18 protein-coding genes and 1 riboswitch are annotated in these 23,534 nt (G+C 38.7%); of the genes, 14 read left to right on the plus strand and 4 right to left on the minus strand.

Going from position 1 to position 23,534, the window contains the following annotated elements:
• Nucleotides 1–21: 21 nt before the first annotated feature.
• The 6 genes from RE409_RS02955 to RE409_RS02980 all read left to right on the plus strand — a co-directional run bounded on the left by RE409_RS02955 (nt 22) and on the right by RE409_RS02980 (nt 5,758).
• Nucleotides 22–906 carry a DNA-3-methyladenine glycosylase family protein gene (locus tag RE409_RS02955; protein WP_309558502.1) on the plus strand — a complete coding sequence of 295 codons (885 nt, stop codon included), beginning with the start codon at nt 22–24 and terminating at the stop codon, nt 904–906.
• Nucleotides 903–2,285, plus strand: coding sequence for a 23S rRNA (uracil(1939)-C(5))-methyltransferase RlmD (gene rlmD, locus RE409_RS02960; protein ID WP_053344378.1), 1,383 nt, complete (start codon nt 903–905; stop codon nt 2,283–2,285). The genes RE409_RS02955 and rlmD overlap by 4 nt, the downstream gene beginning before the upstream one ends.
• 117 nt (nt 2,286–2,402) lie before the next feature.
• A complete protein-coding gene (locus RE409_RS02965) occupies nt 2,403–2,921 on the plus strand; it encodes a YehS family protein (RefSeq protein WP_053344379.1) in 519 nt (172 codons plus the stop codon).
• Nucleotides 2,922–3,548: 627 nt separating this feature from the next.
• A complete protein-coding gene (locus tag RE409_RS02970) occupies nt 3,549–4,325 on the plus strand; it encodes a transporter substrate-binding domain-containing protein (RefSeq protein WP_053344380.1) in 777 nt (258 codons plus the stop codon).
• Nucleotides 4,326–4,382: 57 nt separating this feature from the next.
• A complete protein-coding gene (locus RE409_RS02975) occupies nt 4,383–5,027 on the plus strand; it encodes an amino acid ABC transporter permease (protein WP_053344381.1) in 645 nt (214 codons plus the stop codon).
• Nucleotides 5,024–5,758 (plus strand): amino acid ABC transporter ATP-binding protein, encoded by a 735-nt coding sequence (locus RE409_RS02980; RefSeq protein WP_053344382.1) that lies wholly within the window; start codon nt 5,024–5,026, stop codon nt 5,756–5,758. The genes RE409_RS02975 and RE409_RS02980 overlap by 4 nt, the downstream gene beginning before the upstream one ends.
• 297 nt (nt 5,759–6,055) lie before the next feature.
• Here RE409_RS02980 and RE409_RS02985 read toward each other — a convergent pair whose 3' ends face one another.
• Complete coding sequence (locus RE409_RS02985) at nt 6,056–8,563, minus strand: NEW3 domain-containing protein (RefSeq protein WP_201222245.1); 2,508 nt, start codon at nt 8,561–8,563, stop codon at nt 6,056–6,058.
• Between the two features lie 271 nt (nt 8,564–8,834).
• Here RE409_RS02985 and RE409_RS02990 point away from each other — a divergent pair, with 271 nt between their 5' ends.
• From RE409_RS02990 to tnpB, 7 genes are all read left to right on the plus strand, one after another.
• Nucleotides 8,835–10,061 carry an ROK family transcriptional regulator gene (locus tag RE409_RS02990; protein WP_201222243.1) on the plus strand — a complete coding sequence of 409 codons (1,227 nt, stop codon included), beginning with the start codon at nt 8,835–8,837 and terminating at the stop codon, nt 10,059–10,061.
• Nucleotides 10,061–11,152, plus strand: coding sequence for an extracellular solute-binding protein (locus tag RE409_RS02995; protein WP_056522461.1), 1,092 nt, complete (start codon nt 10,061–10,063; stop codon nt 11,150–11,152). The genes RE409_RS02990 and RE409_RS02995 overlap by 1 nt, the downstream gene beginning before the upstream one ends.
• A 15-nt stretch (nt 11,153–11,167) precedes the next feature.
• On the plus strand, nt 11,168–12,280 hold the full coding sequence (locus tag RE409_RS03000) for an ABC transporter ATP-binding protein (RefSeq protein ID WP_201183001.1): 1,113 nt from the start codon (nt 11,168–11,170) through the stop codon (nt 12,278–12,280).
• The gene (locus RE409_RS03005; RefSeq protein ID WP_309558504.1) at nt 12,277–13,965 is read left to right on the plus strand and encodes an ABC transporter permease; all 1,689 of its coding nucleotides are present in this window, start codon (nt 12,277–12,279) and stop codon (nt 13,963–13,965) included. The genes RE409_RS03000 and RE409_RS03005 overlap by 4 nt, the downstream gene beginning before the upstream one ends.
• A 15-nt stretch (nt 13,966–13,980) precedes the next feature.
• Nucleotides 13,981–15,465 (plus strand): argininosuccinate lyase, encoded by a 1,485-nt coding sequence (gene argH / locus RE409_RS03010; RefSeq protein ID WP_309558505.1) that lies wholly within the window; start codon nt 13,981–13,983, stop codon nt 15,463–15,465.
• 289 nt (nt 15,466–15,754) lie between these two features.
• Nucleotides 15,755–16,348, plus strand: coding sequence for a MepB family protein (locus RE409_RS03015; protein ID WP_309558506.1), 594 nt, complete (start codon nt 15,755–15,757; stop codon nt 16,346–16,348).
• Nucleotides 16,349–16,605: 257 nt separating this feature from the next.
• Complete coding sequence (tnpB, locus tag RE409_RS03020) at nt 16,606–17,811, plus strand: IS200/IS605 family element RNA-guided endonuclease TnpB (protein ID WP_201222235.1); 1,206 nt, start codon at nt 16,606–16,608, stop codon at nt 17,809–17,811.
• 476 nt (nt 17,812–18,287) lie between these two features.
• Here tnpB and RE409_RS03025 read toward each other — a convergent pair whose 3' ends face one another.
• The 3 genes from RE409_RS03025 to RE409_RS03035 form a co-directional block, all read right to left on the minus strand.
• A complete protein-coding gene (locus RE409_RS03025; RefSeq protein ID WP_201222233.1) occupies nt 18,288–19,754 on the minus strand; it encodes a sodium:solute symporter family protein in 1,467 nt (488 codons plus the stop codon).
• Entirely contained in the window at nt 19,751–19,951 is a 201-nt protein-coding gene (locus tag RE409_RS03030) for a DUF3311 domain-containing protein (protein WP_053344391.1), read from the minus strand. Before RE409_RS03030 ends, RE409_RS03025 begins: the two co-directional genes overlap by 4 nt.
• 188 nt (nt 19,952–20,139) lie before the next feature.
• Complete coding sequence (locus tag RE409_RS03035) at nt 20,140–21,480, minus strand: amino acid permease (protein WP_309558507.1); 1,341 nt, start codon at nt 21,478–21,480, stop codon at nt 20,140–20,142.
• A 179-nt stretch (nt 21,481–21,659) separates the two neighbouring features.
• Nucleotides 21,660–21,738: riboswitch (glycine riboswitch) on the minus strand.
• 556 nt (nt 21,739–22,294) lie between these two features.
• Here RE409_RS03035 and RE409_RS03040 point away from each other — a divergent pair.
• A complete protein-coding gene (locus RE409_RS03040) occupies nt 22,295–23,221 on the plus strand; it encodes a ketopantoate reductase family protein (RefSeq protein WP_201182990.1) in 927 nt (308 codons plus the stop codon).
• Nucleotides 23,222–23,534: the final 313 nt, after the last annotated feature.

A 23,534-nucleotide genomic window follows, 5' to 3' on the forward strand; every position in this document is an offset into this window, starting at 1 on the left:
CTGCTAAAGGATGGATCGCTTGTGTGGACGGAAAAATTACAGGTCCAGGGACCATATAATTTCGACCTTGTTCTCGAACGATTATCGTTAGACCCACTTCAAGTAGTTGATTTTACTAACAGAACGGTAAAAGTTCCGCTTTATATAGAAAAAGAACCAGTCGTTTTGCATGTTCAGGCAATAGGAAACATCGAAGAACCGACCTTTATCATTAAAGGTCAATCAGAGGAATACAAGTCTAAAGCAATCGAACGGTTAAAAAAGGTTTTTCATTGGCATCAGCCATTAGAAGGCGTTTCCCAGCATTTCCGAGAATCTGATTTGAGGGGAATCTTTGAAGAGCACCGCGGTACAGCCATAGTCTTGGACTTCGATTATTACAGTTGCCTCGTCAAATGCATTATACATCAGCAATTAAACTTGTCTTTTGCGCATATACTCACGGAACGGTTCGTGAAAACATTTGGCAACCAGATAGATGGTGTGTGGTTTTATCCAACACCGGAAACGACCTCACAACTTCAGGTGGAACAGTTAAGAGCCATTCAATTCAGTGGCCGAAAAGCTGAATACGTCATCGGACTATCCCAGCAAATCACTCATGGCCATCTTAATCTTGATCTGTTGGCAGAGCTATCCGATCAAGAGGTTATGGATATACTAATAAAAATACGCGGAATCGGTAGATGGACGGCTGAAAACTTCCTGCTTTTTGGACTCGGAAGGCCGAACCTTTTTCCAAAAGCCGATATTGGCATTCAAAACGCCATAAAACTTTTATACGGCTTACCGCAGAAGCCAACCCAAGAAGAAATGGAAACCTACAGTGAAAAATGGGCTCCATATCTAAGCTACGCTTCCCTCTATTTGTGGAGAAGCATCGAAAAACGGAGTGAAAAGAAATGACAAACATGCAAGATACAACACTAGAAGTAAATCAAACCCTTCCATTAACCATTAAACGGCTTGGCATAAACGGAGAGGGAGTCGGCTACTTTAAAAAGAAAGTCGTCTTCGTCCCAGGAGCATTACCAGGTGAAGAAATTGTAGCTTTAATTACAAAAGTGCAGCCAAACTTTTCTGAAGCAAAAATAAAAACCATCCGGAAAGAATCGCCACACCGCATTGCCGCACCATGCCCAATCTACGCAGAATGCGGTGGCTGCCAACTACAGCATTTAAGCTATAGTCAACAGCTTATTGAAAAACGCGATATCGTCATTCAAGCGATGGAACGTCATACGAAATTCCCGATTTCTTCATTAAATATACAAGAAACAATCGGCATGGAAGATCCTTGGAACTATCGCAACAAAAGTCAGTACCAAGTCGGTCAGAAAGATGGCAAATTGATTGCCGGTCTTTACGGTTTGAACTCCCATAACTTGATCGATATTCCCAACTGTCTTGTCCAACACAAGGCTACTAATAAAGTAACCCGTACGGTGAAGAAGATACTAAAGAACCTGAATATCTCGATCTATAATGAAAGAAAGAGAAAAGGTGTGATCCGAACAGTCATTACAAGAGTTGGCTTTGAAACAGGCGAAGTACAGGTGGTCTTAGTTACAGGAGCGGAAGAAATTCCACAAAAAGATCAATTGCTTAAGCAAATTCGTGACCAACTGCCGGAAGTGAAATCGGTCGTTCAAAATATTAATAACCAAAACACATCACTTATTTTTGGCGAAAAGACGATCCATCTGGCTGGCGAAAAAGTCATCAACGAAACATTGGGTGATCTATCGTACGAACTATCGGCCCGTACTTTTTTCCAACTTAATCCAGTTCAAACAGTCCGCATGTATGACGAAGTGAAAAAAGCGGCAGCCCTAACCGGTACCGAAAAAGTCGTTGACGCGTATTGCGGCGTAGGAACCATCGGACTTTGGTTATCGGAAGATGCAAAAGAGGTTCGCGGAATGGACGTCATCAAAGAATCCATTGAAGACGCCAAGAAAAACGCCATAAAACACAAACGTACCAACATGCACTACGAAACAGGAAAAGCCGAAAACATCCTGCCGCGCTGGACCAAAGAAGGATGGAAACCGGACGTATTAGTCGCCGACCCACCAAGAACTGGCCTGGACCAATCCTTACTGCAAACTATCCTAAAGGTCAAACCAAAAACCATTGTGTATGTATCATGTAACCCATCCACATTGGCAAAAGATCTACAAGAATTGAGCGCTTTATATAACGTAGAATCCATGCAGCCTGTGGACATGTTCCCGCAGACGAGTCATGTTGAAGTTGTGACGAAGTTGAAAAGGAAAGAATAAGCAGAAGGTTCCGAGAATCTGTAAAAGGTTCTCGGATTTTCATCTGCGTTTATTTCAATCCATTTGTGAAATAATGAAGGTACTGTAAAAAATAAGAAATATACAGGAGGTTTATGGATGCATAATCATGATATTTTAATTCGATTAAGATATGCGCTGGATATAAAAAATAAAGATATGGTAGAGATATTTAAACTTGGGGATATTGAAGTAACAAGAGAAGAAGTCATGCAGATGCTCACAAAACCAAAAGACGGTTTCTATGATGAATACGACGACGATGATATGGATGATGAAGGTATAAAATGTAACAATACGATGTTGGAATCTTTTTTAAATGGCTTGATCATTTTTAAAAGAGGGAAACAAGAACCAAAACCCGGCCAGCCAGAAAACCCGGCACCTACTGCAAAGAATAAGGAAAGCATGAATAATATTCTGCTAAAGAAATTGAAAATTGCGCTGACATTAACAAGCGAGGATATGATTGATATCCTGGATGAAGCAGGAGTCATGATAACTAAAGGAGAATTAAGCGCCATCTTAAGAAAAGTTGGTCATAGAAATTATAAAGAGTGCGGGGATAAATTCGCCAGGAATTTCTTAAAAGGGTTAGCTTATAAATATAGGGGATAAGGGAGCAGTAAAGTAGTTGAACTAAAACTACTATATGAATGAGATGCTCATACCAATGCTCAATTTTTTTGGAAAGTTACTTAACCGTTAATAAGAAATAAAAGAATCCTAATTTCTCATTTATGACCCTGAGAAAATTAGGATTTTTTGCAAACTTCACCAAAATCCAATGTTCCGCCACATACGCTCTACACATGTTGAAGTAGTAACAAAATTAGTTTTAAAATAAAATAGTAGACACTAATTAAAGTTGTGCATAAAGTGTGGACAAAGGAAGGAGAGAAGAAGGAGAAATCCCAATCCCTCAAGCCTTTCTCCTATCCTTGTGCATAACTTTTTTTAGAGGGGAGAAAGAACGACCTTATATATTATGGAGAAAAATGAAGTACAGCAATGAGGGTGTTTCATTGTAAAAAGCCCATTCTATTGAAACTTTTTTTAGTATACGTTTCAATACCAGTTTCTAATTACCATCAGATAGACAAGATTAGGAAAAACATCCATTAATATTATTTAAAGAAAATAATATATATTCAAAAAATTCATATTATAATACTTTATACTTATGCTATATTATAGGGAGAATTATTAATTATCACGTATAATTTAAGAATTGGAGTGATTTGAATGAAGAAACTTGGTTTATTTAGTATGTTTTTGATTCTTACTATCATTATCTCAGCTTGTGGAAGCAATGATGAAAAAAATGCAGGTGAGAAAGAGAAAAGTCAAAAGGTATATAAAGTTGGTGTGGATACGACATATCCTCCCTTTGAATTTAAAGAGGGAAACGACTATAAAGGTATTGATATTGAATTAATCAATGCAATAGCAAAAGACCAGGATTTTAAAATCAAATTTTCTCCAATGGATTTCGGTGGAATTATTCCAGCGATGCAAGCCAATCAGCTTGATGTCGCTATTGCAGGAATGAGCATTACAGAGGAAAGAAAAAAGGTAGTAGATTTCTCAACGCCGTATTTTGATGCAGGATTAACAGTGGTTGTTAAAAAAGATAATACAAGTACTAAATCAGTCGATGACCTTAAAGGAAAGACCATAGCAGTGAAAAAAGGGACAACCGGTGCTAAATATGCACAGGATAATTCCAAGAAACTAGGAATTAAAGTTGTTCAATTTAATGATAGTCCAGCTATGTTCCAGGAAGTAGCAAACGGTAATGCCGAAGCACTTATAGAAGATTATCCTGTTATCTCCTATGCAATTGCTCAAAAAGACCTTGGGTTAAAAATCGTAGGTGATCGTTTGAATGGAGATCAGTATGGAATTGCTGTATTGAAAGGGCAAAACCAGGATTTATTGAAAAAAATAAATGACGGTCTTGCTAATCTTAAAAAAGATGGAACATACGATGAAATATTAAAAACTTATCTTGGTGAATAGATTTATGCTTATTAGGCGCGCTTAAAGCGCGCTTTCTTTTTCTAAGGGGTGAATAGAATGGATATAATTGTTGCGGCATTGCCTATTTTATTAAAAGGACTTCAGGTGACACTTTATATCTTTGTAATTGCCATTATCCTAGGTTTTTTGATTGGTTTAGTGGTGGCCTTGCTGCGACTTGCTCCTATCAAGATCTTGAACTGGATTGCAAAGGTTTATGTAGATGCGATACGAGGAACGCCGTTTATTGTGCAATTGTTTTTTATATATTTCGGTGTGAATTCACTAAATTTGATTTCTTTAAACAGTACTACAGCTGGAATAATTACCGTTGCCATCAATGCAGGGGCCTATTTTGCTGAGATAATAAGAGCGGGAATTCAATCCATCGATAAAGGACAAACAGAAGCGGCAAGATCAATCGGATTCACTGGTACTCAAACAATGCGATATGTAGTACTGCCACAAGCCTTTAGAAGGATGCTTCCTACCATTACGAACCAATCGATCATTAGTCTAAAAGATACATCTCTATTATCCGTTATCGGTATAGCGGATTTAACACAGCAAGGGCAGATTCAGGCTTCGGCAACCTTTGAAGCGTTCAAGATTTGGCTTGTTGTTGGTGTAATTTACTTTATCATCATCTATTTGTTAACCCTTATTGCTAACTTCATAGAAAGGAGGGTACAAGTTCGATGAGCATCATTACTGTAAAAAACCTGAGAAAATCATTTGGAACTGTCGAAGTTTTAAAAGATATTAATGCAGAAATAAAAGAAAAGGAAGTAATTTGTGTAATAGGACCTTCTGGATCTGGAAAGAGTACATTTCTGCGCTGCCTGAATCTTCTTGAGGAAGTTACGGGCGGTGAGGTGGTCATTAACGGACATGATATTACTGACCCTAAAGCGAAAATCAATATCAACAAAGTTAGACAAGAGGTTGGAATGGTTTTTCAACATTTCAATCTATTCCCTCATAAAACCGTGTTGGAAAACATAACGTTGGGGCCTATTAAAATTCGTGCCACCGATAAAGCTGAAGCGGGAAGATTAGCGCTTGAGTTACTGGATAAGGTTGGGTTAAGGGAAAAAGCAAATAGCTATCCAGGAGAACTATCCGGAGGACAAAAACAACGGGTTGCCATCGCAAGGGCATTGGCCATGAATCCGAAGATTATGCTATTTGACGAGCCGACTTCTGCACTTGACCCTGAAATGGTCGGAGATGTTTTAGAGGTAATGAAACAACTTGCTAAAGAAGGTATGACAATGGTCGTTGTTACCCATGAAATGGGCTTTGCCCGGGAAGTTGGAGATCGTGTCATATTCATGGACGGAGGGTATATTGTAGAAGAAAATGAACCGAATGAATTATTCGGTAACCCTCAGCATGTTCGAACCAAAGCCTTCTTAAGTAAGGTGCTTTAGGAAGGTAGAGTGTGGGAATGAATGGCTAAAAGAGTGAATGCTTATCACTTAAGAGGCTTATAAAACTCACCGACGTAGAAGTTAAAATAAATTAAAGTTGTGCATAACGTGTGGACAAAGGAAAGAGAGAAAAAGGAGAAATCCTAATCCCTCAAGCCTATCTCCTATCCTTGTGCATAACTTTTTTTGTTTTAGAGGTAAAGGTTAATCGTGTTCCGCACCAAGCTTCAATCAGGCTAAACATTCATACAAAAAAGTAACCTATGCATTCAACACCTGCACAGGTTACTTCTCTAGTTACTGGGCCCCGTAACTAATCAAGTTCGTCATGATTCGATATCCTCCTGGTACCTGGCTTTGAATTTGCCGGTAGAGGACAAGGTTGGTGTAGAGATAGGTTCCTTTACCGTAATTGGCCATTAGGATTCCACCATCAAATGGTTCTTCATTTGGATCAGCCATGGAAATGAAAGTTTCAAATCGTTCGTCCCATTTCATTGGGAAGTACAATCCTCTTTCTTGAACCCAATTGTTCCAATCGTCCGTTGTTATTTTGTTTGGATAGTTGAAAAGCGCTGATTCTGGTTTCAATACGTTTACTGTGGCTTTTTCATCGGTTACTCTCCAGCGAATGGAGGGATTTCCGATTGTAAGTGGATATGGAGCAGTCGTCAGGGCATCCCATCCATCACCAGGTTTGTGGTATTGAACGACAAGGTGACCGCCGTTTTCTACGTATTGAAGTAAGCGCGCGTTATTTGTCTTTAGATCTTCTCGAGATAGATAAGCGCGTATACCTGTAACAATCGTGTCGTATTGGCTCAAATCACCTAATGCTAAATCATCAGCTGTTAGCTTTGTAATATTAAGACCTGCGTTGCTTAAGTAATCGGCTACTTTGTCAAATCCACTCTCAATGTAACCTACTTTTAGTGAAGCTGGCATTAAAAGCTCAAATGCAACGGTGTTGATTGCTGCTGGGTACTGGTAATAGAATGTTCCGATATGGTCATAGGTAATTTCTTGAATAGTAGAATCAAAGGTTTTTCCATTGACAGTAGCTTCTGCTTTTAGCTGATATTCACCATTTTGAATCGTCTTCGGTGGTATAAGGGTGAATTTTACTTGTTTTTCTTCTGATTTTTCATTAAATGATACGGTTGCTTTTGTAGGTAACACTTTCCAATTTTTAGGTATTTTTAAAGCGACGTTTGCTGATGTTTTTCCTTCTGTATAATTTTTTACAGTTACGGTTACTGGTATTTCTTCCTGTACATCTGCTGTGTTTACCACGATGTCTTCAGGTGAAAGGGTAAGACCCACATCAGGTAGGACAGCGATTGTTCCTTCCAATTCTTCTGTGATGGTAGTCTTGGTTTTACCGGATTCATATGAAATGTTGGTTGTAATGGCTGATTTGTCATAAGCATGGTAATAGGAAGCATCTTTTGGAACGTTAACCTGGTAGGTGATGGTCTCTGATTTATTTGGTGCTAGATTGATTGCTTTAGATTTTGTTTTAGCTTTCCATCCTTTAGGCACGTTCAATTTGGCAGAGAATTTTTTCAATGTTTGTTTTCCGGTATTCTTCACTGTTACGGTTACGTTCGTATTTTGACCTTTTGTAAGGATCGGAGAGGCTGATTTTGCTTGAACATATAGTCCTGAAGAGACATAACTAACGTTTTGTAATTGCTCTTCTTTTAATGAGAGCTTATGAAGCAAGTCGTTCTTCAACTCAGAGTTTAGCTTTGCCTTTTTAATTTGCGAAGTAAGTGAACGTACATGAGAAAGAGCTGTTTGGGATGTTGTGAAAACACGTTGATCATTCGGATAGGCCGCAACAACTGTGTTCAAATCCCGTTGTACATTTTTAAAATCAGATTTTAACTTTGAAGCTGAAACTGGGAGTTTATCAGCCCATTCGGTAAAATTATAAGGTACTCCTGCAAAAAGGTCTGACTGGCCTTTCGTATCAACGGCGCTTTGTTTCAAATCTAGATGAACCAGGCGAGGCGCTGCAGGGATATCAGAGCCCATTCCTTGGCTTTTATGCAGATAGCGGGATTGTTCTCCAAGCTGTGGATAAGTCATACCGTATATTGGATCATAGGTACCGATTTCAATGGATGTGGTGGCTTTATCTGCGGAGGAAACAGGTAAATATAATTTTTTCACTTGCCATACTGATAGACCTTGTTTCAATTGTTGTGGAAAAACAGATGGATCAGCCGCATCCTTAAAAGCACGTTCACTTAAGATTGTCATTGTACGATGATGTCCATGCTGGGTATCATCATTTTGGAAGGATGGCATCAATATATCAGGCTGATATGTTCGGATAAACCGGATAAGCCGTTCATACGTGAGTTCCTCGCCCCATTTTTCTAATGTTTCTTCTGGTGTTTTCGAGAAGCCAAAATCATAGATAGGATCAGAGGTTGTTTCACTGAGATGATAGGCTTTAACCCCGGTAATTTTTGCAGCTTCTATCATTTCTCTTGAACGGATAATTCCAAGAGCATTGTCCAGTTCATCCCCAATTTCATTTTGTCCGCCTTCACCACGGTTCGCAATTAGGCTGGAGGTCTTCACACCTAACCCTCTCGATAAATAGGCGAGAAAGTCGCTGCGCTCATCATCTGGATGGGCACCGCTGTTTAAGAATGTAACGGTTGTCTCGAGTGGCTTGACCGCATTCCATAACTCAACATTAGGTTTTTCCTTTTTTGCTGCGTTACCTGCGAGCGGCAATAGTGAAAAAACTAACAAAAGTGAAAGCAAAGGTACCAAAATTTTTTTCATGCCTTCCTTTAACCCCTTTCAAATTTAATAAAAATCCTAAGCTTTTTTGAAGACTATGAAAAGTATGTTAGTAATATTACCTAACTAACTTGATGAAAAAGCTTATCTAATAAATAACATAATAGGTTATAATTGTAAATGAACCGAAATAACTATTAAAAACAGAGTATTTGAAATAATCAAAAAATAACTTGTGCACTTTCTTGATTTAAGTTATATTTTTACTTAATTAGTAAGATTTACTAACTAAATAATGTAAGGCCGTGATGTGATGAGTTTTAAGCGAACACCCAATCATCAAAAATACGTAAATAAAAAAAGAATCATTCAATGCATCCAAGAATGTTCATCTATTTCAAGGGCTGAAATCGCTGTTAAGCTTCAGCTTAGTAAACCGACAGTTTCTCTTGTTGTAGATGAACTTATACAGGAGAAATGGGTATTTGAGAAAGGAATAGGAGAGTCCTCTTCTCAAGGAGGGAGGCGGCCAATCCAGCTCTTTTTCAATGAGCGAGCGGCATATATCATAGGAACCGATATTGGCGGAACAAAAGTGAAAATCGTTTTATGTGATTTAAGTGGCAACATCCTTGCTGATACTAGTTTTTCAACAAATATTTATCTACAATCAGGTCTTCTTAAACAAATGGCTATTGAAACAGATCGGTTAATTGCAAAGAATCAGATCGCGAAAGATAGGATTTTAGGGATGGGAGTTGGGATTCCTGGTATTACGCAAACAGCAAGTGGACTAGTAATTGAGGCACCGAGTTTAGGGTGGATTCAGTATCCATTTATAGCCGAAGCGAAACGGTATTTCGATTTCCCTATCTTTGTCGACAATGATGTGAATGCTGCTGCTCTAGGTGAACAGTGGCTAGGGAACGCACAGAATAAGCGAAATGTACTGTTTATTGCAGTTGGCACAGGGATAGGAAGCGGCATTATCTTGAATAACCAGTTATACAGAGGGGCATCGAGTGCAGCTGGAGAGATGGGATATATGGTAACTAATAAAGAGGATATGAAGCGTGAATTTAAGCCGATTTTCCACAGATATGGCTATTTAGAAAGTGTTGCAGGAGGAAAGTCCATTGGTGCTCATTTTACTAGAGCAGTTCTCAAGGATCCTCATCATTCTTTTTTTGAACGGGCCCAGTCTTCTGAACTATCAGGTGAAGATGCTTTTTTGTTCGCAAAAAAAGGAGATTCGACAGCTATAGCTGTCATTAATGACGCCATCGAACATTTAGCCTACGGAATTGTCAATGCAGCTAGCTTGCTAAATCCAGAGGTCATTATTTTAGGAGGTGGTGTATTAAATTCATCTGAATACATTTTACCTAGAATTCGGGAGATTGTTGATCGATATCTTCCAAGTTTAGTAGAAATGAATACTTCACAACTGGGAGAAAACGCAGGAGTTTTGGGAGCGGTTTCCCTATTTTTAAGAGAACATGATAGCATTTTGAATTTTCATAATGAGGGGGATTATTAATGAAAAATAAGAAAAAGTCGTTTGTTTCAGTGCTAACTTTATCGGCAGCTTTATTGATTTCTGGATGTAGCAGTACAGATACAAAAACGAATTCGAATGCAGGCGGTGCCAAAGAAGAAAAAAGTGAATTAGAAGATAAGATTGTTGTTTATTCGCCGCATGGAAAAGATATTTTATCAAAATTCGAGACTCAGTTTGAAGAAAAATATAGCATTGATGTTGAGTGGCTTGACATGGGGTCCCAGGAAATCCTTGATCGTGTTCGATCAGAGAAAACTAATCCGCAGGCAGATGTTTGGTGGGGAGCACCTTCCACGAACTTTAACCAAGCAAAGGATGATGGACTGCTAGCTGCTTACCAACCTACCTATTCTGATAGTCTTGATGAAGGGTTCCACGATCCAGAATGGTATTGGACGGGAACGAGCCAGACTCCAGAAGTCATCATGTATAACAGCAAGGAACTATCAAAAGACGAAGTCCCAAAAGATTGGGATGAGCTGCTTGACCCGAAATGGAAAGATGAAATTATCATTCGCTATCCGCTAGCATCTGGAACGATGAGGACGATTTTTTCTTCGATGATTTATCGCACGTATAAGGATACAAATGATCCTCAAGAGGGCTATGATTGGTTAACGAAGCTCGACCAAAATACAAAAGAATATTCAGCCAACCCGGAAATGATGTATAACAAAGTAGCCAAAGGAGAGGGTTCACTATCTGTTTGGGCAATGCCGGACGTTGTCATGCTGAAAGAAAATAAAAACTATCCGTTTGAGTTTGTTATTCCAGAAAGCGGAACACCGGTGTTGACAGAAGGAATTGCCATTGTTGAAGGTGCCAAGCATCCAAAAGCAGCTGAAGCGTTTTATGAGTTTGTGAACTCACCAGAAGCTGCGAAAATTTTAGCTGAAGAATTTTACCGGATTCCGACAAGAAGTGATGTGACAGATTTACCTGAATGGATCACGGAAACAGATATTAAAACGATGGATATTGATTGGGATGTTTTCCAAGAAAAAGGTGACGAGTGGATGAAATATTGGGACGAAAATATTAAAAGTGGAGATAAAGAAATTAAAGAATAAGGAAGTGTCGTTGGGATGGCGTCAATAAAAATAGAGAATGTCCAAAAAGCCTTCGGAAAAACGATAGCTATCGATCATTTAAATCTGGAAATCAAAGACGGTGAGTTTTTTACCTTTTTAGGTCCAAGTGGCTGCGGTAAAACGACAACCCTTCGGATGATTGCTGGGTTTTATTATCCAACAAAGGGTGTCGTCCGATTTGGCGACAAAGATATGACGCGAGTACCTCCGGAGAAAAGAAATACTGGCATGGTTTTTCAAAACTATGCCCTTTTTCCTCACATGACGGTTTTTGAAAATGTAGCCTTTGGATTGCGCGTGAGAAAAGTTTCTTCAAGCGATTTAAAGGGGAAAGTGCTGGATGCACTTCGCAAAGTCAGGCTGGAGAACTACTCGGATCGTCAAGTGAGCCAGTTAAGCGGAGGACAGCAGCAGCGTGTAGCCCTTGCGAGAGCACTTGTTATTGAACCGGAAATATTACTGTTGGATGAACCATTAAGCAATTTGGATGCCAAGCTTCGTGATGAAATGAGAGCAGAAATCTTAAGACTGCAGCGTGATTATAAGATTACCACCATTTATGTCACACATGATCAGGCAGAGGCATTATCGATGAGTGATCGGATCGCCGTGTTCAATTTTGGGGTATGTCACCAGGTCGGGACTCCAGCAGAAATTTATAATCAGCCCGCTAATGATTTCGTGGCGAGTTTTATTGGTGAGATTAATCTATTGTCCGTTCAAGTGAAGAACGTTCAACAAGAGAATATAGTGGTTACCCTAGAAAACGGTGAAGAACCGGTAAAATTACTTGTACATAATCACACTAATGAAGGAGAGTTAATTCAACAGAATGAAAAGAACCTTGCAGTTTCGATTCGTCCTGAAGCAATCCGTATTCTTGATAAGGTCAAAGAAGGAACAAATATCTTAAAAGGAAAAATAGAATCTGTCCAATTCTTTGGATCTGTTGTGAATGTAATGGTGGGTGTTCATAACGTGTTACTGAGGGTGGACGTGTTAAACACGCATGAATTCGGATACTTTTATCAAGGGAAGGAAGTGTATGTACAACTTCCGGAGAAACAGCTGCGCCTCATCCCGGTCATAAGCGGTGATGCTCCATGATTAAAAATCGTGATACAAGGTTGACGATTTGGCTTCTTATACCAGTTGTATTAGTGCTCGTAGCGTATGTTCTCTATCCATCATTGAGAACCTTTTTTGAAAGTTTGCAAAAAGACGGATCGATAACTTTCGGAAATTATCAGGATTTTTTCGTGCAGGAATCGAAAACGAACTTAGAGGCTCTATGGAACTCTGTTTATATATCAATTTTAAGTGTATTGGCTAGTGCCTTGATTGGTATTCCGCTTGCCATTATTTTTAACCGTTACGATTTTCCAGGCAGAAGCTTCTTTTCAACTGCAGCGATTTTGCCGATTGTTCTTCCATCATTAGTAGGGGTTATGGCCTTTATGTTTTTATATGGAGAATCAGGATTAATTCCAAATGCTATTAAGGATTTGTTTGGTCTTGATAAAGTTCCTTTTAAAATTGGCGGGGTTTCGGGAATCCTGATCGTGCATGCCTATACGATGTATGTATATTTTTATATGACCGTATCCGCTGCGATCAATAAAATTGATCCGTCTCTAGAAGAAGCTGCTTATAACTTAGGAGCGAATAAATTCAAGGTATTTTGGAAGGTGACATTTCCATTATTAACACCTGCCATCGTTGCCGCTTCTTTACTTGTATTCATGATTTCAATGGCTTCATTCAGTGCCCCGTTTTTATTAGCTGGTGGGTACCGAGTGTTGAGCTTGCAAATATATTTTTCGAAAATTAATGGTGATATGGAAATTGCTGCTACTCAATCTGTAATTCTTTCCATTGTTTCGATTTCATTTCTATTATTCATGCGTTGGTATCAGAATAGGAAAGATTACCGCATGGCTTCAAAAGGAATCGGGGCACACAGGAGTGAAGTGAAAAATCCGCTTATGAAGTGGGTGATGGTGGTAACGGGTATCATCGGCGTACTTATTCTGCTTTTACCGCACTTTACGATTCTATTGCTTTCACTTGTACCGGATGGAACCTGGACGTTTCAAACGTATCCAACAGTATTTAATGTGGAAAATTACCGGCTTTTGTTTGAAGACCCTAATATTTTTAAACCGTTACGAAATAGTTTACTAATGGCTGTTATTGCCACACTAGCAAATTTGGTGTTTGGGGTCATAGCGTCCTATGTTCTTGTCAAACGGAAATTCATTGGGAAAAGCTTTATTGATATTCTAGTCATGATTCCATGGGCCTTGCCTGCAACGGTTATTGGGATGAACTTGATATTTGCATTTAATGAACCTAGCGTTTTTTCTTTCGGTCAGATATTAGTAGGAACATTTTGGATTCTGCCCCTTGCCTATTTCGTTAGACATATTCCGCTTGTTGTCCGCTCAACTAACGCCGTTCTAGAGCAGCTTGATGACTCGATTGAGGAAGCAGCAAGAAACTTGGGGGCAAAGTGGTTTTATACCTTCAGAAAGGTCATTTTACCGATTATTATGCCTGGCGTTTTATCAGGGACATTATTAGCCTTTATCGAGTCTGTAGGAGAATTCCCAACCTCAGTCCTATTGTATACGATTTCTAACAGACCTATATCTATTGAAATTATGAATCAGCTTCGGATGTTCAATATGGGGCAGGCAGCTGCTTATGGGATGATTCAAATCACGCTGATTGTTATTGTTCTTTTTATTTCGAATAAGTTTTTTGGAATCAAAGCAGAAAAAGCCTTATAAATCGGGGGTAAAAAGATGAGTAAGCTGGATGAATTTATCAAAAATGAAGGTAGTGTTTTTCCAGGAAAAACATATGTAGAAGAGCTTCTAATGCCAGTTTTTAATGATCAAAGAGATTACTTATTTCATGTGATGTTCGATATTCATCGAGCACATGTGATCATGCTTTCAGAACAAAAGATTATTAAAGAAGAAGAAGCAAAAATTATGCTGGATGGGATTCGGAAAGTGGCTCAAACAGATCTCACCCTCCTGACCTATCAACCTCAATTCGAAGACTTATTTTTCATGATGGAGGCAAAGATTGGCGAAGAAATCGGTCATGAGCTTGCAGGAAAGATTCATATCGGTCGCAGTCGTAATGATATGGGAGTTGCAATGTATCGGCTTGTTTTGAGGGGCCATCTTCTTCAATTAATTGGCTATGCAGACCAATTGAGTGAGTCATTCTTGGTGCAAGCTGAAAAGCATATAGAAACCTATATTACGGGTTACACGCATACTCAGCCAGCTCAGCCGACTACATTGGGCCACTACTTTCTAGCCATTTATGATGTTCTTCAAAGAGATATTGGACGGTTATGGGCAGCCTATGAAACGGTGAACCTATCCCCTCTGGGAGCGGCCGCATTAACCACAACTGGTTTTCCAATCAGCCGGAATCGTACCGCTGAATTGCTTGGCTTTGAGGCGGTTGTTGAAAATTCCTATGACTCGATTGGCGGGGCCGATTATTTATTAGAAACTGCAACTGCAATTATGACGTGCATGGTCAATACTGGAAGATGGATTCAAGATTTTTTGCAGCATGTGACAAGGGAGTTTGGTACATTTTATGTGGCAGATCCTTATGTTCAAGTAAGCAGTATCATGCCGCAAAAAAGAAATCCAGTATCAATTGAACATTCCCGATCAATTGCCAGCAGTGCGTATGGTGATGCGCTTGCTGCAATGAATATGATCCACAATACTCCATTTGGTGATATCGTCGATACGGAAGATGATTTACAGCCGCATTTATATCGAGCATTTTCGAATGCAGGCCGTGTCATGAAACTAATGTATGCAGTCATATCAACCTTGAAAGTAAATGAAGAACATACAAAAAAAATGGCCGCAAAATCTAGTATCACGGTTACTGAATTAGCAGATACTCTATCAAGAGATTACGAGATATCATTTAGGAAAGCTCATTCCATAGCTAGTCATATTGCAAAACGGTCGATAAGTGAAGGGAAAGAGTTATATGACTGGGACACACAAGACATTAACAAGATTATTAATGAATTCGTTTCAGTGAATATAGGAGAAGACGAATGGAAAAAAATCATCTCTCCCGAATATTTTGTGGAGATTAGAAGCATTCAAGGTGGGCCTAGCCCGAAAGAAGTTTCGAGGATGATTGTGAATAGAAAACAAAAACTAGAACAACAGGTGCAGGAATATAAGGAAATTGTTAAGGATTTGAATGATAGAAGGAAAGCTTTAGTAGAATATTGAGGTTGCAGCTTTGGAAAGTCCCGTAAGCAGAACAAGTGGAAAAGTCAGCATAATGATTAAAGACCCGGGAGGAAGTTGCCTGGGTTTTTTTAGGTTCATTCCATTTTATTTAAATGTCATCTAACTATTTACAGGGCTAGGGATCTGATAAATAATGCTGTTGATAATTGAATATGTAGAACAAATGTTCTAAAATAAAAGAAAAGAACGAGAGTGAGGTGTATCGAATGGCTTTGTAAGAGAATAAAGTAAAATGACTAGAAAGCTTTAAAATGGAGGATTAGAACAGATGGATGAGAAAAATCGAGACATATTAGAAGCTGATCTCAGCGGTCAAAATTCCTGGGCTTCCTCTGAAACAATTCATAGTGACCTTCTTGCAACTAAGGAACTTGTCTTTAGTCCATGCAGGTTTGAGTTCTCAAAACCACTAATAGAAGCACAAAACGCTGAATATGGAGCCTATATATTCAAGTTGAATACCCTTTCCATTAGATTTCGTGTGGCTAAAATCACACCTACAAAGGTTGGACAATTTGTGACTTTGTGGGAGAGAATTGGGGATGGAGCGATTCAACCATATGACATATCAGATCCAGCTGATTTGTTTGTTATTAGTACTCGCAAAGGTAATAACTTTGGTCAGTTTGTATTTCCAAAAGCTGTTTTATGTGATCAGAATATAATATCTAATAAAGGTAAAGGTGGTAAACGAGCAATACGCGTTTACCCACCTTGGGACAAGCCTACTAGCCGTCAGGCACAAAAGACTCAGATATGGCAGCTGAAATATTTCATAGAGATACCTATAAATAAACCAATAGACTGTGCTCGTGTTCAGATGCTCTACAGTCCAGATCAGGCAAGTCAATTAGAAATATAATTATGATCTCTATGAATTTAGAAATATGGTACAAAAGAGTTGTTAGCATTTGATGAATTATTATCAGTATCGTTAAACATAGGCATGAATAAAAGAATCTTTTTATCATTTCCCGCCAGAAGACTCCCTCTTCAAGCGTGTGAAGGGCGAGAGCCCTACGATAAAGGGGAGATGAATGGCCGGTTGGCATAAGCCAAAGTAATCTTTTGACAAACATACGTTCGATGATTAATAATAACTATAAGGGGGTGAAACCAATGGTCGTAAACAAAGCTTATAAATTTCGAATCTATCCAACTAAAGAACAACTAGTTCTAATCAATAAAACGATCGGCTGCTCCCGTTTTGTCTATAACTTCTTTTTAGGCAAACAAAAGGAGAAAGATGCCTACTGGTATATCTGTGAAGAAATGAAGCAGAACGGCCAATTACCCTCTAATGAATGGAAAGGTTCTTTTCTGAATAAATACGCAACAATCAAAGAACTTCCAGCTTTAAAGAAAGAGTATTCTTTCCTGAAAGAAGTAGACAGTATTGCCTTACAGAAATCGGTGGAAAATTTAGCAGATTCCTATAGTCGATATTATAAAAAGCAAAACAAGTCACCACGCTTCAAATCGAAAAAGAATCCTATCCAGTCCTACACGACTAAACATACGAATGGAAATATCGGAATAATTGGAAACAAAATCAAATTACCAAAACTCGGTCTAGTTCGTTTTGCTAAAAGCCGCGAAGTCGAAGGGCGAATCATCAATGCCACAATCAGGCGGAACCCTTCGGGTAAATATTTCATTTCCGTTTTAGCGGAAACCAATGTACAAGTACTTCCTAAAACGAATCGTTCGTGCGGTGTAGATGTTGGTTTGAAGAATTTTGCTATTCTTTCAGATGGTACGATCTATCAAAACCCAAAATTCTTCCGGACGGTCGAAAAGAAATTGGCCAAAGCACAACGGATTCTTTCAAGGCGACAAGAAATAGCCTTGAATCAAAATAAACCATTGGCTGAAGCAAAAAACTATCAAAAACAAAAACGAAAAGTGGCTATTCTACACGAAAAAATTTCAAATGCCCGAATGGATTACTTACATAAAGTTTCTACCGAAATCATCAAAAACCACGATGTTATTGGAATGGAAGACTTGCAAGTGTCGAGTATGATGAAAAATCACAAACTAGCTAAAGCTATTAGTGAAGTATCTTGGTACCAATTCAAAAAAATGTTGGAATACAAAGCAAAATGGTATGCTAAACAAATCGTGACCGTATCTAAAACGTTTGCTTCTAGCCAATTGTGTTCTAGCTGCGGTTACCAAAATAAAGACGTTAAACATCTGAATCTTCGTGAATGGGATTGTCCTTTTTGTTCTACTCACCACGATCGAGATATTAACGCAGGACTCAATCTAATGAATGAAGCCATAAGGCTTCTAACCGTAGGAACTACGGGAGTAGCCTAATTAAAAATTGGCCGATAGGCTAATGTTCTTAGGAATCCCCCACTTCAATCAGACCGTAAGGTCGATAAGTGGTGGGTAGTTCAACGTATACTTACACGAATTCCTGGAGTTTTATTTTTCAGGGATTTTGATTTCTTGAATCTGAAAGAAGTGTACAGCTGACTGACCCGTAAATTACATCTTGTACCTTTCATCAGTATGATCTTTTGAAAAACATTTTATCTGCTGATTGCCAAGGCTCTTGCTGTCTTTCATTACTCATGTATTAAGAGAAAAATCAATGGAATTTTTCGTGCGAATTTTTTTGTTTTAGAGGGAGAAAAAGAAGTGTGTATCCTTTATGGGGTATGGGATACATAACATGATAAAGGCTCAGTCTTTTGACTGAGCCTTTCGATTATATAATTTACGGTGCACTTTTAATCCCCAAAAACCACAGTCAAAGAAGTACTTCATATATCTTTAAGAGATTTAGATTATTTTGCGGGATCTAACTGAACCGAGAGCTTTCTAAAAGCGAGACTTACAGTAATCATAACAAAGAAATTGACCGCCAAGGCAATGATTCCAACATTCAAATCTTTCGCTGCCTGTGGTAAGGATGGAAACATGGTACCTATGGTTGAATGACTAAGCGTAATGTAGGTTACGATGGCCAATCCGCAGATGATCCCGGCGATTGCTCCAAATTTGTTGATAGGATTAGTTTTTTTCAGGCTAAAGAGAAGAGACGGAAATAATTGTGTGATAAGACTGTATCCCATGAGAATTAATGCTGACATCGTTTCGCCGCCGTTTAAGGTAAAGTAGACTGCTATTAATGCAATAACAGGAACGAGGAACTTTGCTAATCTTACAACGTTCCGATCGGGTACTGTAGGTGCAAATTCCTTATAGACGTTTTTCGCGAGCAGTGTAGCCACACTCATTAAAAGCATGGATCCTGGTACTAATGCGGTCAGCATTCCAGCTCCGCCGATTATGCCTATAAACCATGGATCAAAGGTCTCGATAGAAAGGCGCAGCAATGAGAGGTCTGCATCTGCCCCAACGAGTCCAGGCACTTTCAATATAGCAGTAAATCCTACAAAAAAGACAAATAACAACATGAGCGTATATAACGGACTGATTATAGCATTTTTACGAAATACTTTCCCGCTACGCGCCGAATAGACAGCGCTGAAAACTTGGGGCCACATGTAAAAACCAAATACAAGCAATATTACCGTGGAGATAAACCATGAAACACTAAGCCCCTGTTCAGGAAGCTTTAGAAAACCAGGCTTGGCTGCATTTACGGCCTCAAACATCGGTTGAAAACCACCAAAGTAATGAATAGGAAGATAAATTCCTAAGAATCCTATAATCACGATCATCATGATATCTTTAATGACTGCTGTCCAAACTGAGCCGTGTATTCCAGAAATCATAACATAAATGGTAAGGCTGATTGCTCCCATCCAGACCGCGGTAGACATTGAAATTGCTCCATAAGATGCTTCTGAAACAATAATCCCTAATCCTTTAAGTTGCACGACAATCACTGGAATCATAGATACCACACCGACAAGTGCTGCCAGAATTCCTAAGCTTGGGCTCTTATACTTGCTTACAAAGAAATCAGATTGAGACATTAGACTATTTTCTTTGGCATATTTCCATATTTCCGGAAGAAGCCAATATGACAATACATAAGACAAAGTAATGTAAATAAGGACGTATAAAGCGGGTGCACCCTTACCATAAGCCCAGCCGCTGCCGCCAAGGAAGGAAAACGTCGTATAAATTTCTCCAGCCATCAATAGAAAGACGAATATAGCACCAAAACCACGGCCTCCAACCGTCCATTGTTCCAAATTCATGTCTTTTCCTTTTGAAGATCGAATACCTAAAAAGATTGATAAAAGTAAAAATCCTAAAATAATTAAGAGGGAAATATTCATTCCTGGTCACCTTCCCGATTTCTGGGGTCCAACTTATACATGATGCCCAAAATAACGGATGTAAGGACCACCCACATAGCCATCCAAAACATATTAAAAGGCATCCCTAATACATAAGGTTCTATTCTGTTAACAAACGGAAGAAATCCTAATATGCCTATAAAAGGAACTAGAGTAAGTATATATATAATCTTCATTAATCAAACCCCTCCATTCTAAGTGAAAAGTCATTCATATCGACTTACAGTACCTTACACTATTTTAATATAAAATTTACTGTGGCTGCAGTATATATTTTAGTAGCACTTCTCTGTGTTAGCAAAATAAATTGAAAAAAAGGAAGGGAGTGTCCCTTCCTTTTAATTCCTGCGACCATGAAAAATAGCTACTTTTTTTTCTGATAGTTATAGAGTACGAGTAGAAGAATGAACCAGATTGGCGTCATTAACAGTGAAAGTCGTGTAGCTTCAGCGAATAGCATAACGATTAGGATGAACAGAAATAATCCTAAAATAACGTAATTGATAAAGGGTGTAAAAGGAGCTTTGAATGTAGAATGGGCTCTCAAGTCCGGACGTTTTTTCGTATATTTGATATGTGAAATCAAGATGATGCTCCAAACCCAAATAAAACAGATGGCACTGATTGTAGTTACTATTGTAAAGGCCTGTTCAGGTATCATTTTGCTTAGCAATGCCCCTAGGGAGACGACGATTGCCGATGTAACCAAGGCATTACTTGGAACAGCATGTTTATTTAATTTTGCTAATTTTGCAGGAGCATCGTTATTATTGCTTAATGTATAAAGCATACGGCTTGTTGAAAATAAACCGCTGTTGCCGGCAGATGCAGCGGATGTCAGGACAACAAAATTGATAATCCCTGCAGCGATTGGAATGCCGATTAGTGTAAAGACTTCTACGAATGGACTGCTTGATGCATCCAGCCGTGTCCAAGGATTGACGCATAGAATGACGAGTATGGCACCTACATAGAAAAGTAAAATTCGGACCGGGATTTTATTGATGGCTGATGGTATATTTTTTTTCGGGTTAGCTGTTTCTGCTGCAGAAACACCAATTAATTCGACCCCTACAAAGGAGAAGACAACCAATTGTAAAGATAGCAGGAAGCCGGATACGCCGTTCGGAAACATGCCTCCGTGGCTCCAAAGGTTGGTGAGTGAAACGGTGCCAGTATTGGTTTTGAAGCCAATGACTAACAGGATGATGCCTACAATAATTAAGGCAACAATCGTGATGACTTTAATGAGCGCGAACCAGAATTCAAGTTCTCCAAACAATTTAACCGTCAATAGATTCAATCCTAACAGAATGACCAGGCATGCAAGAGCTGGTATCCATTGAGGGATATTGAACCAATATTGCATATAGACACCAACCGCGATGATATCGGCCATGGCTGTCATGATCCAACAGAACCAATAGGTCCATCCGGTCACGAATCCAGCCCACGGCCCGATATATTCGGTAGCGAATTCGGTGAATGACGTATAACCGGCGTTGGATAAAAGTAATTCCCCTAAAGCCCTCATAACAAAAAATAAGGCAATCCCTATAATAAGATAGGAAAAGATAATGGAGGGGCCTGCCAATTGGATGGCTTTACCGGATCCAAGAAATAAACCGGTACCAATTGTTCCTCCTATTGCAATTAATTGTACATGGCGATTTTTTAAATCTCTTTTCAATTCCTGTTTAGCCAATTTGAGCATCTCCCGTTGTTTATGATCTTAGTCGTGTGGAGCGTGATTCCACATTCCGTGTAGCTCGTTGTTTTCACCTCGCTTATGATATTGAATGGCAATATCTTGGATTTTGGACAATAAAAAAAGAGATTGGATACTACCAATCTCGTCAGGTTTAAGAATAACAATTCATCATTCGTTACTCTTCTGTCCTTTTGCCTGAGATTGTGAATCCTTCGGCGCTGTACTATGTACAGTCTCTCCAGAAGCTGCTCCTGCTATAGTGTGATCCATAGCATTCAACGCTTGCTAGTATGCGGTTGTAATAAATGTCCGTTTGTAGAAGAATTGAATCTTCCTTCGGTCATTTGTCATTATACTTAAATAACGTCAATATAATATTGGAATTCTATCATTGTTTATTCTATAGGTCAATATGGAAATTGGAAAGTTAGCGGTAATGTAGTTGCTGTATATCAACATTCTATAAAAGTAGTGATTGGAAAAGCCATAGTGACTGGAGCTGTTAGTTAACGGGTCCACTTTAAAATCAATACAAAAAACAACAACAAATTTTGTGGATATCGTTCCTCAGAAAAGTAGACTTCGTTTAAGCCTTAATTTTCCTTTTGGTGATATATATGAACCAAAAGGAAGCTGTAAGGGATGTTACAAACCCCTCGTGTCATTATTGGTATTTCACAATATTGTAGCTTTTCTAGGTGGTTTTTTTCTAAACAATTCATACCATAAAACTGGCATTTTAATCGCGATCGTTTTCCGAATAGTGTGATAATATTTAGGTAAAAAGGTGAAGGGAATTAGAGATGCTATGGCGATAAAGACAGTATCAATTGTTGGATTAGGAGCACTGGGCATTTTATATGGACATCATTTATCAAAGGAAATGCCGAAGAAGAATGTGAGGATTATTGCGGATACAGCTAGAATAAAGAGATATGTCCAGGATGGGGTTTATTGCAATGGTGAGCTTTGTGACTTTCATTATGTAACGCCTGAAGAAATATGCGAGCCTGCAGATTTGATGATTTTTACTGTTAAATTTAGTGGATTGGAAGATGCTATTGAAGCGGTGAAGAATCAAATTGGAAAACAGACGATTATTATTTCTGCTTTGAATGGGATCACAAGTGAAGCGATTATTGGTGAGGCGTATGGAAAGGATAAAGTCTTATATTGTGTTGCGCAAGGTATGGATGCTGTTAAAGAAGAAAATAAGTTGACATACGACCATATGGGCATACTCTGCCTTGGTGAACGGGAACCTGGATTGGTTTCAGAAAAGGTTCAGCAGGTGGCAGATTTTTTTGAAAAAATGAAGGTCCCATATGAGATAGATACGGATATGTATAAGCGGCAATGGGGGAAATTTATGCTGAATGTTGGTGTTAATCAAACTGTTGCTGTCTATAAAAGTAATTATGGTGAAATTCAACGAAAGGGTCATGCAAGAGAAATGATGATTTCTGCCATGAGAGAGGTTATCGTTCTGTCAGAGAAAGAAGGAATTCATTTAACGGAAAGAGATCTGGATTATTGGTTAAGTGTATTGGATACATTAAGCCCAGAAGGAAAGCCATCCATGGCTCAAGATATCGAAGCTCGACGTTACAGTGAGGTTGAGTTATTTGCAGGTACGGTATTAAAATTAGGTGAGAAATACGGAGTGCCTACACTTGTAAACAAAGAGTTATATGAACGAATTGAATTTCTCGAAAGTCAATATAATTTCAACTAAAGTTTGACTTTTTTCTATGATAACTCCCTCACCTTGCTCTAGAACAAGGCCATTTGAACTGAGCTCAGTCTTTAAAGACTGGGTTTCCTTTGGTTGTGTTAAATTCCCTACTTTATCTTATTAGGGTCATGTTATTTTATTGATTTCTTAAAATACTAATATATCTAATATCACTTTTAGTGATTGAATTTTTTTATACTGGTTAGTGTTTCCTCTAGAAATACATTTGTTTTTTTACAGGATATTTATTATTATAAGATAAGATTATAAATTATGCGATATGAAAAAGAATTGGAACTTTTTAAATCTAATC

This window comes from Peribacillus sp. R9-11 (assembly GCF_031345095.1).
Lineage (GTDB): Bacteria > Bacillota > Bacilli > Bacillales > DSM-1321 > Peribacillus > Peribacillus butanolivorans.

Bases quoted from the DNA above. Each gene is read 5' to 3' on its own strand.
- rlmD (WP_053344378.1), top strand. From the start codon at position 903: ATGACAAACATGCAAGATACAACACTAGAAGTAAATCAAACCCTTCCA.
- RE409_RS02965 (WP_053344379.1), top strand. From the start codon at position 2,403: ATGCATAATCATGATATTTTAATTCGATTAAGATATGCGCTGGATATA.
- RE409_RS02970 (WP_053344380.1), top strand. From the start codon at position 3,549: ATGAAGAAACTTGGTTTATTTAGTATGTTTTTGATTCTTACTATCATT.
- RE409_RS02975 (WP_053344381.1), top strand. From the start codon at position 4,383: ATGGATATAATTGTTGCGGCATTGCCTATTTTATTAAAAGGACTTCAG.
- RE409_RS02980 (WP_053344382.1), top strand. From the start codon at position 5,024: ATGAGCATCATTACTGTAAAAAACCTGAGAAAATCATTTGGAACTGTC.
- RE409_RS02985 (WP_201222245.1), bottom strand. From the start codon at position 8,563: ATGAAAAAAATTTTGGTACCTTTGCTTTCACTTTTGTTAGTTTTTTCA.
- RE409_RS02990 (WP_201222243.1), top strand. From the start codon at position 8,835: ATGAGTTTTAAGCGAACACCCAATCATCAAAAATACGTAAATAAAAAA.
- RE409_RS02995 (WP_056522461.1), top strand. From the start codon at position 10,061: ATGAAAAATAAGAAAAAGTCGTTTGTTTCAGTGCTAACTTTATCGGCA.
- RE409_RS03000 (WP_201183001.1), top strand. From the start codon at position 11,168: ATGGCGTCAATAAAAATAGAGAATGTCCAAAAAGCCTTCGGAAAAACG.
- RE409_RS03005 (WP_309558504.1), top strand. From the start codon at position 12,277: ATGATTAAAAATCGTGATACAAGGTTGACGATTTGGCTTCTTATACCA.
- argH (WP_309558505.1), top strand. From the start codon at position 13,981: ATGAGTAAGCTGGATGAATTTATCAAAAATGAAGGTAGTGTTTTTCCA.
- RE409_RS03015 (WP_309558506.1), top strand. From the start codon at position 15,755: ATGGATGAGAAAAATCGAGACATATTAGAAGCTGATCTCAGCGGTCAA.
- tnpB (WP_201222235.1), top strand. From the start codon at position 16,606: ATGGTCGTAAACAAAGCTTATAAATTTCGAATCTATCCAACTAAAGAA.
- RE409_RS03025 (WP_201222233.1), bottom strand. From the start codon at position 19,754: ATGAATATTTCCCTCTTAATTATTTTAGGATTTTTACTTTTATCAATC.
- RE409_RS03030 (WP_053344391.1), bottom strand. From the start codon at position 19,951: ATGAAGATTATATATATACTTACTCTAGTTCCTTTTATAGGCATATTA.
- RE409_RS03040 (WP_201182990.1), top strand. From the start codon at position 22,295: ATGGCGATAAAGACAGTATCAATTGTTGGATTAGGAGCACTGGGCATT.